The 11,463-nt window shown below is 36.2% G+C and carries 12 protein-coding genes; 2 read left to right on the plus strand and 10 right to left on the minus strand.

The features are described 5' to 3' along the window. Positions 1 to 382: 382 nt before the first annotated feature. Positions 383 to 922 (minus strand): PadR family transcriptional regulator, encoded by a 540-nt coding sequence (locus FHY45_RS08580; protein ID WP_066101271.1) that lies wholly within the window; start codon positions 920 to 922, stop codon positions 383 to 385. A 41-nt stretch (positions 923 to 963) separates the two neighbouring features. Continuing rightward, the gene (locus tag FHY45_RS08585) at positions 964 to 1,194 is read right to left on the minus strand and encodes a hypothetical protein (protein WP_139063792.1); all 231 of its coding nucleotides are present in this window, start codon (positions 1,192 to 1,194) and stop codon (positions 964 to 966) included. Positions 1,195 to 1,247: 53 nt separating this feature from the next. Here FHY45_RS08585 and FHY45_RS08590 point away from each other — a divergent pair, with 53 nt between their 5' ends. Beyond that, positions 1,248 to 2,789, plus strand: coding sequence for a multicopper oxidase family protein (locus tag FHY45_RS08590; RefSeq protein WP_139891400.1), 1,542 nt, complete (start codon positions 1,248 to 1,250; stop codon positions 2,787 to 2,789). A 93-nt stretch (positions 2,790 to 2,882) separates the two neighbouring features. Here the strand turns inward: FHY45_RS08590 and sdaAA are convergent, their stop codons facing one another. The 6 genes from sdaAA to FHY45_RS08620 all read right to left on the minus strand — a co-directional run bounded on the left by sdaAA (position 2,883) and on the right by FHY45_RS08620 (position 7,753). Then, positions 2,883 to 3,788, minus strand: coding sequence for an L-serine ammonia-lyase, iron-sulfur-dependent, subunit alpha (gene sdaAA / locus FHY45_RS08595; RefSeq protein ID WP_066101277.1), 906 nt, complete (start codon positions 3,786 to 3,788; stop codon positions 2,883 to 2,885). 33 nt (positions 3,789 to 3,821) lie between these two features. Further along, positions 3,822 to 4,481, minus strand: coding sequence for an L-serine ammonia-lyase, iron-sulfur-dependent subunit beta (gene sdaAB, locus FHY45_RS08600; protein ID WP_066101280.1), 660 nt, complete (start codon positions 4,479 to 4,481; stop codon positions 3,822 to 3,824). A 143-nt stretch (positions 4,482 to 4,624) separates the two neighbouring features. Then, positions 4,625 to 5,296 carry a helix-turn-helix transcriptional regulator gene (locus FHY45_RS08605; RefSeq protein ID WP_066101283.1) on the minus strand — a complete coding sequence of 224 codons (672 nt, stop codon included), beginning with the start codon at positions 5,294 to 5,296 and terminating at the stop codon, positions 4,625 to 4,627. 307 nt (positions 5,297 to 5,603) lie between these two features. Next, on the minus strand, positions 5,604 to 6,587 hold the full coding sequence (locus FHY45_RS08610; RefSeq protein WP_139891571.1) for a ring-cleaving dioxygenase: 984 nt from the start codon (positions 6,585 to 6,587) through the stop codon (positions 5,604 to 5,606). A gap of 135 nt (positions 6,588 to 6,722) precedes the next feature. Continuing rightward, entirely contained in the window at positions 6,723 to 7,250 is a 528-nt protein-coding gene (locus FHY45_RS08615; protein WP_139891401.1) for a YceI family protein, read from the minus strand. A 269-nt stretch (positions 7,251 to 7,519) separates the two neighbouring features. Continuing rightward, complete coding sequence (locus tag FHY45_RS08620) at positions 7,520 to 7,753, minus strand: DUF3953 domain-containing protein (RefSeq protein WP_139891402.1); 234 nt, start codon at positions 7,751 to 7,753, stop codon at positions 7,520 to 7,522. Positions 7,754 to 8,903: 1,150 nt separating this feature from the next. Here FHY45_RS08620 and FHY45_RS08625 point away from each other — a divergent pair. Beyond that, positions 8,904 to 10,295: a DHA2 family efflux MFS transporter permease subunit gene (locus tag FHY45_RS08625; protein WP_139891403.1), complete on the plus strand. Its 1,392-nt coding sequence runs from the start codon at positions 8,904 to 8,906 to the stop codon at positions 10,293 to 10,295. 101 nt (positions 10,296 to 10,396) lie between these two features. Here FHY45_RS08625 and FHY45_RS08630 read toward each other — a convergent pair whose 3' ends face one another. Next, a complete protein-coding gene (locus FHY45_RS08630) occupies positions 10,397 to 10,852 on the minus strand; it encodes a GNAT family N-acetyltransferase (protein WP_139891404.1) in 456 nt (151 codons plus the stop codon). A 191-nt stretch (positions 10,853 to 11,043) separates the two neighbouring features. Next, a complete protein-coding gene (locus FHY45_RS08635; RefSeq protein ID WP_257468965.1) occupies positions 11,044 to 11,433 on the minus strand; it encodes a PepSY domain-containing protein in 390 nt (129 codons plus the stop codon). Positions 11,434 to 11,463: the final 30 nt, after the last annotated feature.

Genomic DNA, 11,463 nt, shown 5'->3' on the forward strand with positions numbered 1-11,463 from the left:
AAACCTCTTTTTTCAAAAAAAATACATGAAATTTATCCTATATTTCTACCAGAATTTTTAATAACAGCAGTTATCTAATGTTGTATGGTGAATGATAATTCTGTGAAGTAGATAAAAGAACCATAAATATATGTACCTTTATAAATGAGAAAATCTTTGTGTCCAATTCTAGTAGAAATAAAATATAGGAGTTTATTGGTGAGAAGCTGACCAATCTATATTTCATTTTTATAGAACACCTCTCCTTCTAGATAGGTATCGCCAACACTTTATTAGGCAGCATATAAAAGGCACCACAATTGTTAGTAGACTCTAACATTTGTGGTGCCTTAAAATCTCCAAATCTTTTGTAATTTTTCAAAAAAATATAGTTCCTGTTAATTTATATTTTCCTCTGTTTGATCTGTTTGATTAACTCTTCCAACCAGTAAATAGTATGATCTACTCTAGCAGTCACATACTCCCCTATAAACTCTACAAGGTTCTTGTTTTCCTCGTCTACTTCAACCTTTTTTTCAAAATCTTTAATATGCATCCATTGAGCACGGATATGCTCTGATTTCTTGTTAAGAATAGTTAGAACCCGATCACGATCGACATACCTGATATTAGCAATACCTACTACCATATCACTGATATCCTCGGCATTTTCCAACAGTTTGTATATTTTCTTAGGAAGCTCTTCACGTCCCTTATCCGTAATCGCAAAAACTTGTTTATCTGGACGATGTTCCTCTTTTATAACTTCAACTTGTTCAACCAATCCCTGTTTAGCCAACGATTCAAAGTGATAGTACAGTTTGCTTTCTGTTAATCCACCTAATTGATCCAATGGAATTGGCTCTGAAAGCTGCTTTTTTAATTTATAAGGATAATTATTATCCTCCATTAGTTTGCTTAATATAAAGATTTGGATAGCCATTTCTAAGCTCCTTCAGCATAATTATCTTTATTTTAGCAAAATTAAGCAGGCATTTCAGCAGTCTTCTCATTTTCGGTTTCATTTATTGCTTCATCATTCTCAACTGGAACTGATTTGTGGAAGGTACTCAAATAAATAGATTCAGGGAACTTCAGCCAGTCTGTTGTTCCCTTTTTTATTGCTAAAAATTTTAATGCATTTTCTTTAAACAATCGCCGCTCCGCTATTCTCACTAATTTATCTCTCTTTACTAGTCCAAATGACCACTTCAAACCATCCTGTTCATCATAGTCTAATGTATATTGTGAAAAAGGAGACCGACAACATGAGTCCAAAACTGGAAAAGTTCGTGGATCCACTCCAAATTATGAAAACCCTGAATCCCAAGGAGAATGGTCGAGGCGGAACATATTATGAAGTAAGAATGCAGGAGTTTCAACAAAAGCTACACCGAGATTTACCGCCAACTCGCTTATGGGGTTATAACAGCCAATATCCCGGGCCTACTATAGAAGCCAAGCAGGGGGAGGTTGTAAAGGTTAAATGGAAGAATAATCTTCCTGACAAGCATTTTCTCCCTGTCGATAAAACATTCCATCATCTAGAACATATGCCGGAGGTTCGAACAGTTACACATTTACATGGCAGCGAAACCCGTCCCGATAGTGATGGATACCCGGATGCCTGGTTTACAAATAATTTCAAGGAAGTTGGCGAAGCTTTCACAAGAAAAGTATATGAATATCCAAACAATCAGCGTGGAGCTACCCTCTGGTATCATGATCACGCCATGGGCATTACCAGACTGAATGTATATGCTGGTCTTGCCGGAATGTATATTATTCGGGATGAACAGGAAAAATCGCTGAAACTGCCAAGCGGTTCTTTTGAAATTCCCCTATTGATACAGGACCGGACATTCAACGATGACGGCTCTTTATTTTATCCAAGCCAGCCGGATAATCCCGCAGAAGGTTTACCAAACCCTTCCATCAGACCGTTCTTTCTTGGAGATACTATTCTTGTAAATGGGAAGGTATGGCCGTTTTTAGAAGTGGAGCCACGCAAATATCGTTTTCGTATTTTGAATGGTTCGAATACACGCGGTTACCAAATGGAACTTGATTCCGGACAATCTTTTTATCAAATTGGATCTGATGGCGGTTTATTGCCAAAAACAGTAATGATGGACAGCATTCTAATTGAACCTGCAGAAAGAATGGATGTCATCGTCGATTTTAGCCAATATGAAGGCAAAACCATCACGCTAAAAAATAATCTTGGACCTAATACAGACCCAGCTGATCAAACAGGTGATATCCTTCAATTCAGGGTAAATCAGCCACTTTCCAGCCAGGACAATAGCCATATTCCCAACAGATTATCCTATGTACCCTCTTTAAAACACAACAATATATCGGCCATTCGCAACCTCAAATTAGTAAGTACAACCGACCAATACAGCCGTACTCTGCTTTTACTCGATAATAAAATGTGGATGGATCCAGTGACAGAAAAACCACGATTAGATACGACTGAGATTTGGAGCTTAATGAATCTTACAAACGTTACTCATCCAATTCATATCCATTTAATCCAATTCCAAATACTCGATCGCCGGCCATTTGATTTGGATCGTTATAACGAGGATCGAACCATTATCTTTACTGGACCTGCACAGCCTCCAAAGCCAAATGAATACGGTTGGAAAGACACAGTTGCTGTCCCTCCTGGAGAGATTACCCGCTTGATCATGCGCTTCTCTCCATATAGCGGCTCGTATGTTTGGCATTGTCACGTTCTGGAACATGAAGATTATGACATGATGAGGCCTTACATGATTATAGATCCACATAAAGAAGATTAATGGATTCCTTCCCATTTAATTTCAGGACCACACTCACAACCATTTAAAAAGCGCCTGCCTGCATCTTAACTTGATGCGGACAGACGCTTCTTATTATTTTGCCAACAAGTAATCTACTAATTTAGCTTTTGGTTTTCCGAAGATTTCTTCTTCCAATCTGCGGCCTGTTGGAGTGGCTGCAAGTCCGCCTTCTGCTGTTTCCCGTAATGCAGATGGCATGGACTTTCCGATTTCATACATCGCACTGATTACTTCATCACATGGGATACGGCTTGTTACCCCTGCCAACGCCATGTCAGCTGCTGTTATTGCATTTGAAGCTCCCATCGCATTTCGTTTAACACACGGAACTTCCACAAGCCCGGCGACTGGGTCACATACAAGCCCAAGCATATTTTTCATAGTAATTGCAAAAGCTTCTGCGGATTGCTGCGGTGTTCCACCAGCCATCTCCACTATGGCAGCTGCCGCCATGGCACTAGCTGATCCAACTTCTGCCTGGCAACCCCCAGCTGCACCAGAGATGGATGCATTATTTGCTACTACAAAACCGAACGCTGCTGTCGTAAATAAGAATTCAATCATTTCCATTCTAGTCGGATTCAACTGTTCTTTAACGGCAAATAATGTACCAGGAACAACGCCGGCTGAACCTGCTGTTGGTGTGGCACAAATAACTCCCATTGCTGCATTTACTTCATTGGTTGCCACTGCTTTGCTGACAGCATCTAATAAAAGTTTACCAGATAGAGATTTACCTGAATTAATATAGTTTTGTAATAACACCGCATCTCCTCCGGTTAATCCCGAATGAGATTTAACACCATTAAGACCTCTCTCTACCGCCCGTTCCATAACTGCGAGGTTCTCATCCATTTGAGCAATAATATCTTCTCTTGATCGCTCGGACACTTCCATTTCCTGCCTAATCATAATTTCGGAAATTTTAACATTATTGGATTGTGCCAGCTCTACAAGCTCGGCCACATTTCGAAACATATTCTTTCCTCCTCTTGCTGTCAGTATTTAATTTTACATACGGATTACATGGTTTACGTTTGGCAATGAACTAAGCTCTTCTATGATTTCTTCTCCGAGCTTTTGATCCATTTCAATTACCATAATTGCGATGTCTCCCCGTTCTTTACGCGAAACCTCCATATGGCTGATATTAATCTCATTTTTAGCTAATACACTTGTAACGGATGATATCAGCCCAAATTGATCCCTGTGAATAACCAATATAGCTGGCTGCCCACCTGACAGCTTTAATTTAAACGAATTTATTTCAGTTATCTCAATCGTTCCACCACCAATGGAAATGCCGACTAATTCTAACTTTTTATCTCCATCATCAAACAAATTTATTTTAACCGTATTAGGATGTTCAACTACAGCCTCTTCAACCAGAAATTGAACTTCCATTCCTGCCTGTTCAGCGAATTTATATGCATCTGGAATACGCTCATCAAAGGTATCAAAATCCAGTAAACCAGCAATTAAGGCTAAGTCTGTTCCATGACCTTTATAGGTTTTTGCAAAAGAACCGTATAACGAAATGATTGCTCGCTTTGGTTGTTTGCTAAATATAGTTCTGGCTGCTCTTCCTATTTTGGCAGCTCCTGCTGTATGTGAACTGGATGGGCCAATCATAACCGGACCAATTATATCAAATGCTGATCGATACTTCATTATGTTTTTCTCCTTTTTTCAATCTGCTTTTTAGATAGCTTACTTTTCTTCAGATACTTCCAGCCAAAGCCCCATCGCTTTCATTCTATTAGAAGCTTAGCTAAATAGTGCAAAAATCCTTAATCGACAAGTAATAGATTCCTTTATTTCACCTGATATTCTAATTGGTAATCTATTTGTGTGCGTATTTTTTGCAAATAATTATAGATTGTAAACTTCGATACTCCTAAAACGGATGCTAAATAGTCTGTTGAACCTTTAATTAGGAAAGCACCTTTTTCCTGTAATAATCTTACACATTCTATTTTCTCTTCTAGACTCAACATGGATGGCGGTTTCTTAAAACCGGATAAAACTTGATCAACCATATCTTGAATGACTTCCTGTACGGTCGAATAAAAGTTTTCAGACTTCTCTTCTGTTTCAGTAAAAGAAATGAAATCCTGAATTTCTGCCTCGTATTGAATCATCATTGAAATATCATAATTAATGCAAATAGCCCCAATAACATGATTTTCCACATCCCGCAGAAAAATGGTCGATGATTTCATTGTGATTCCATTTATCAATCTGGTTTTATAGTTTGGAATATCCTCTATGTCAGATACAGGTTTAGTCAATTCGTTTAATACTAAATCCGTACATGGACTACCTATTTCTCTTCCTGTAACATTGCCGGCTAAATAGACAAGAGATTTTTTTAAATCTGCAAAATCATGTACCGCCACTTCACAGCGCGGCCCAAACATTTTAACAATCATATCTGCTGTGCGTATCGCCATATTAAAAATCGGTGCATTCGGATCTATCGCCATACTCTCACTCCCTAAACGCAAACGGTTTCAAATCATTCTAAAATAAATAAAATTTAATCAAAAATGGCTTTATTTGTTAACTCAGATATCATAACATGAATTTGGTATAATTTAAATAAAATTGTAATAGTTACAAAAATATTGTAACAATTTTCAAATAATCTATCTTTCTTATATAGAAAACTAGATTCACTATTAAAGATAAAAGGGCTAATCGAAATTTACGATTAGCCCTGAAATAGTATCTTAGTTTTCAATCTCATCTTAGTTGCTTATAATGAATTGCCGATTATGTTGTTCTTACTCTTTACAAGTATTCTTTTTCAAACGTTAAGGTACTGCGAACCGTATCAATGGATCGAACTATACTTTCAATTTGTTCTCGTTTTTCTTCTAAAAATGGCGGCAAGGATAATTTTTCTCCAAGAGTTTCGTATGGTTCATCCTCCATAAATCCAGGACCGTCCGTTGCAAATTCAAATAAAATATGCGGTGCCAATCTTGCATAGAGTGAACCAAAATAATAACGTTCTACATAACCTGAATTGGGTATATTAAATGCCTGCAAACGTTTTTGCCAATCCTTCAGCTCTGAGCGGTCATTCACGCGAAATGCCACATGGTGAACTGTACCAAAGCCTTGCTGTGCCTGTGGAAGAGTTGTATTGTGTTCTACAATAACCTGTGCTCCATTGCCTCCTTCGCCCATTTCAAACAAATGATAAGATTCATGGCTGTCTAACACTCTAAACAACAAAACCTCTTCCATAAGTTTTTTTAAATAATCGAAATTAGAGGTACGAATAAATATTGGACCCAATCCTGTAATAGCATATTCCAATGGGACAGGCCCCTTTTGCCAAGGCGTTCCGGAAGCTACTCCCTCATTACTCTGATCAGAAATTAGTTGATATGACTGATCATCAAAATCAGTAAAGGACACTGTTTTTTTGCCGAACCATTCTTGAATTCCTGTATGTTTAACTTCGTATTTATCAAACCGTTTAATCCAATAGTCTAGAGCTGCGTCACTTGGAACTCGGAAAGATGTTTTCGAAATTTCATTGTTCCCGTGAATTCCCTTTGAAATACTAGGGAAATCAAAGAAAGTCATATCTGTACCCGGGGAGCCGACATCATCTGAAAAAAATAAATGATACGTTTTAATATCATCCTGGTTGACGGTTTTCTTCACTAAGCGTATACCAAGAACCCCTGTAAAGAATTCATAAATTTTTTCTGCACTGCTCGTAATCGCAGTCACATGGTGCAATCCTTTTAATTCATTCAATATCATATCTATACCTCCGTTAACTATTTATCTCGAATTCGAGATAATGGATAAAAAAAGAGCGGAATCACTCATAAATTACCCTCTTTAGAAGACATTATCCTTCTTTATTTCCCCTTAGAAGAACGATTAAACTTATGCTGCCGGGTTAATCTCTAATTCTATTTCTATTTTAATATCTTTACCAATTAAAACGCCGCCCGTTTCAAGTGCTGCATTATAAGTAAGACCAAAATCTTCTCGGTTAATCTTCGCGTCCCCTTCAAAACCGTATACTTCAACTCCCCAAGGATTTTTGCCTTTTCCGCCAAATTCGACATCGAATGTAACTGACTTTGTTATATCCTTAATAGTCAGATCACCAGTTACTTTATAGTCATCCCCAGATCTTGTAATGCTTGTAGATTTAAATTCGATTGTAGGATATTCTTCCACATCAAAAAATTCAGCAGATTTCAAGTGTGTATCACGATCTTCTGAAAAAGTGTTAATACTTGCTGGATCAAATTGAAATGCAATTTGAGCTGTTGTCAAATCTGTTAAATCCGCAGCTTCAATATCTGCTGTATACGAATCAAATTTTCCTTTTACCTTTGATACCATCATATGTTTCACTGCAAAGCCAATTGTTGAATGAGACTGGTCAACTATCCATTTCGCCATTTTTTATTCCTCCAATACTTTTATTTCGAATTCGAGACTTTATGTAAAATGCAATATATCTCGAATTCAAAATTCTTTAATTAAGGATAAATTTAACACGAGTACATTTTCTTGTCAATTTATTCAGGATTTTTTACCAATGTGGATATGGATCAGTTTATGCCAGATCTCTAAACAATATGATTACTCACAATGTAATCTGAAATGTAAGATGTGATCACATATTGATCATAAATCTGAAAGCGCCAAAAAGATCCTACTGCAGATTGTTAATTCAGTATAAAACCTTCAATTGCTACATACATGGCAAACAAAAATCCACCTAGACTCACCCAACTAATCAGTTTTCGTCCTTTTTGATATTCTTCTAATCCAATGATTAACATCATTAACCCTAAGAAAAAAATCATAAATGGTTGGTACGCAAAGCTTCTAGTAATAAATCCGTATAATACAAATATTAAAACTACCGTTGAAAAAACATAGCGTAAAATTTTCAGCATGATTCCATACTCCTTATATCCTAGTAACAACCTATTACTATAGCTTTTCGACTCCTAATGCCGTTAATCCTTTTTTATTCTATACAGTTCTTAAAGATGTAAAACTTTATTTAATCAGAAAGCAGAACCTTTTCATTTTCAAATATTTCACATCTTAAATAATTATGTATCACAGGATGATTTTATTTACTATTTTCTTGGTGGCCAGTAGTGAAATAGGTATTCAGAGGATAATAAATCGGGAACTGCCTATCAATGAATATTTATCAATAGTTGAATTTAGATAGAATAAACTACCCCGCTGTATGAAACCATCACTAATAACCAGTTAATCTAACCACCGCTTTATATTATTTTGAAATAATAAAATTCGGTATATGAATTACTTAAAAAATACAATCCACTTCCCAATTTAGTGCATGTTTACCCTGCTATAAATGTAAGGGGATACATTTTTAATAGTTTTATATACTGATTCATCCTTGATATAGCAAGGTTTCATTTTTACCCCCATGCATAAAACTCCTAATACATAAAAAGATCAATTATAAAAATATTGTCACAAAAAAACAAATTACTTACACAAGAAGAAATATTTTGTTATAGTGAAAAACAGACTGACTGGTTAGTATGGTGGAGGTGTACTAACAGGAGGGATACAAAATTGCTGATTATTTACGAATGCAATGGACTATCCCGCCAAAAGGATATACAGGTGTTGGATCCTACGAAACAAGCATAAAAATAGCAAAGTTTCGTTCTCTCACCATTTGAAAGAAGTATGATTCTACTTGCGAATACTGGATTTATCTCAAATTATCAATAATTAATGCCCAAGTGGAATGATTAAAAACGAATCAATGACTAAAAAAACATAGAGACAATGACTTGCTTTACAGTTAGCAAATATAGGTGAGTGAAAATTCGCCCTAATGTAGTTTTAGTATGTATGTTTACAAGAGTCTGATTTTAATTGAGAAAATTTTATAATCAAAGGTTTTATCGAATCTTTTTTCAGAAGATTCTGTATTCTTCTATTTCTTTAGTGATTAGACTTCCAATGAAGATGGATTTTTGCTCTACAAATGCGTTTCTCCCTGAGAGCAATCTCGAATTTACAAATAATTTATTTTTAGAGGAGTTATAACAAGTGAATAAACAAATACAAATCAAAACGGGACCGATAATGGCTGCCCTCTTGGTAGCAGGATTTGTCGGGCTTTTTAGTGAAACAGCTTTAAATATAGCATTAGGACAATTAAGCCAAATTTTTAGTGTGGATGCAACAACCATTCAGTGGTTGGCAACAGGCTACTTTTTAACACTTGGTATTTTAGTACCAGTTACAGGTATTTTAATGCAAAAATTCACGACACGCCAAATGTTCATGGCAGCTTTATTTTTCTCTCTTATAGGGACAGTTTTAGCTGCTTTAGCACCCACATTTAGCGTACTTTTAACAGCACGTATTATTCAAGCAGCTGGGTTGGCTATCATTTTACCTTTAACACAAAGTGTTATTTTCACGATTTTCCCGCCAAATAAACGTGGAGCTGCAATGGGAACAATGGGATTAGTTATTTTAGCTGGACCAGCTTTTGGACCAACCTTAGCAGGCATGATTTTAGACACCTTATCTTGGCATTGGATTTTCTGGTTCACCATTCCATTCTTATTAATTTCACTAATCATTGGCTATATCTATATACCGAATGTTAATGAAATCCGTAATGTCTCAATTGATATTTTATCTGTAGTATTATCTACAATTGGTTTTGGTGGTGTTGTATACGGTGTAAGTGTCGGTGGAGAGCTTGGCTGGACAAATGCAACCGTATTAGGAACAATTATTATCGGCTTAATCGCATTACTATTCTTCTGTATCCGTCAAAATAAGATGGAACACCCAATGTTAAACTTAAAAGCATTTAGATACCCAATGTTCGTTTTAGGTCTTGCTATGAATATTATTACCTTCCTCAACATGCTTTCCATGCTTGTTGTTTTACCAATGTATATGCAAATGGCCCTTATCGTTTCAGCATTTGTAACAGGATTAATGATGCTTCCGGGGAGTTTAATCAACTGTGTACTTGCGCCGATAATTGGTAAATTATTTGACAAATATGGACCACGTGCCGTGATTACTCCAGGTACAATTCTTGTTGTCATTGGATATGGACTTTATGCATCATACGGAACAGATACCGCTCTTTGGATTATGGTATTGACACATATCGTGATGATGTTAGGTGTTGGTATGGTCTTAGCATCCGTACAAACAAATACACTGAATGCATTACCTAGACAATATTATCCAGATGGTATTGCAATTACACAAACGTCTCAGCAAGTAGCCGGAGCTATAGGTATTGCGGTAATGGTATCTCTATTCTCTATGAAACAAGCTGATTACTTATCCGGTGCAGCCAATGATTTAACTGCAGCTGCAGCTACTGGTTCAGCATTTGTATTTAAGATCAGTTTAATTTTAGCTATCATAAATGTCGTTCTTTCATTCTTCTTGAAAAAAACACAGTAAACTGGGAAGATTGAGAGAAAACGAAACCAAATAGAGTGAAATAAATAAAGCTAACACCCTAAATCCTCTGCGATTCTAGTTGGTGTTAGCTTTGTTTTTATTTATCTATGCCCCTCTTTACGGGCTTGTATATATCCATAATAGACGCACGTTCCATTTTGGGACAAGTCTTTGACTTCAAATCCGCACTTTTCATAGAAACTGAAATTATCAGCGGACGTATGCGCGAACCAATCTCCATGAGGAAGCTTTTGTACACATAGTTCAACTAATTTTTTACCGATCTCCTTTCCTCGATATTCGGTTAAAACGACTAAATCCATTATAGTAGCGGCCATTATTTTGTCTGAAATAACCCGAACCATTCCAATCATTCGGCTAGAATCCCATACAGTATAAGCCCAGGTGGAGTTTTCAAATATTAATGAAAACTTTTCTTTCTGCCAATCTGGTGTGTTTCTCGCCCATCCTGCATCTGTAAAAAGAGTTTCTACACTTTCAGCTGGAACTCCTTCTGTCCCTTCCAGGATGACTAAGCCGTTAAAATATTGGTACATATCGTCTCCTCCTTGTATCCAGATATCTTTTATATCATAATACCAGAATTTAACTTATCCATATCCATAAAAAAGAGACTCCCAAAAAGAGATAAATCTTTTGGCGGAGTCTCCTGATTATTAAATCCATTTAATTCAATTAGACATGTTCTTCCTCTTATGTTGGTTGTACTTAAGAAATTTTCATGAATTTAATTTTTACCATCAAATTCGGAACGGGAAATATGATCATCGTCAAAATCATCATCTATTTCTATAGTGCCTGTTCTACCTTTTACAGTGATTGTTTTCAAAAGATTTTCTGAAGTTTTAATTTCAACATCGTATTCGTATTCAGAACGGGAAATACGGTCATCTTCCAAATTGAATTCTTTTTGAACACTGATAACTTCTCCATCAATTTGCTTCAAAGCTATTTCTTTAATTTGTGCTTCTGTATAGTTGTCATTCTTATTTGCATAGTAATAACCCATTCCAACATAACCGCCTACAATGGCGATTCCAAGAACAATTATGGCAATAAAGCCACCGATTATTTTCTTTTTATTTTCTACTACCATGTTTTTGTATTTTGTTAACATAGCTATCTCTCCTTTTTATCGTTTATATAC

It is taken from the genome of Bacillus sp. D386, from assembly GCF_006346415.1.

What these genes read in the sequence shown, in the direction of transcription:
- FHY45_RS08580 (WP_066101271.1), bottom strand. Translation starts at nt 922, where the DNA reads ATGGCTATCCAAATCTTTATATTAAGCAAACTAATGGAGGATAATAAT.
- FHY45_RS08590 (WP_139891400.1), top strand. Translation starts at nt 1,248, where the DNA reads ATGAGTCCAAAACTGGAAAAGTTCGTGGATCCACTCCAAATTATGAAA.
- sdaAA (WP_066101277.1), bottom strand. Translation starts at nt 3,788, where the DNA reads ATGTTTCGAAATGTGGCCGAGCTTGTAGAGCTGGCACAATCCAATAAT.
- sdaAB (WP_066101280.1), bottom strand. Translation starts at nt 4,481, where the DNA reads ATGAAGTATCGATCAGCATTTGATATAATTGGTCCGGTTATGATTGGC.
- FHY45_RS08605 (WP_066101283.1), bottom strand. Translation starts at nt 5,296, where the DNA reads ATGGCGATAGATCCGAATGCACCGATTTTTAATATGGCGATACGCACA.
- FHY45_RS08615 (WP_139891401.1), bottom strand. Translation starts at nt 7,250, where the DNA reads ATGGCGAAATGGATAGTTGACCAGTCTCATTCAACAATTGGCTTTGCA.
- FHY45_RS08620 (WP_139891402.1), bottom strand. Translation starts at nt 7,753, where the DNA reads ATGCTGAAAATTTTACGCTATGTTTTTTCAACGGTAGTTTTAATATTT.
- FHY45_RS08630 (WP_139891404.1), bottom strand. Translation starts at nt 10,852, where the DNA reads ATGTACCAATATTTTAACGGCTTAGTCATCCTGGAAGGGACAGAAGGA.
- FHY45_RS08635 (WP_257468965.1), bottom strand. Translation starts at nt 11,433, where the DNA reads ATGTTAACAAAATACAAAAACATGGTAGTAGAAAATAAAAAGAAAATA.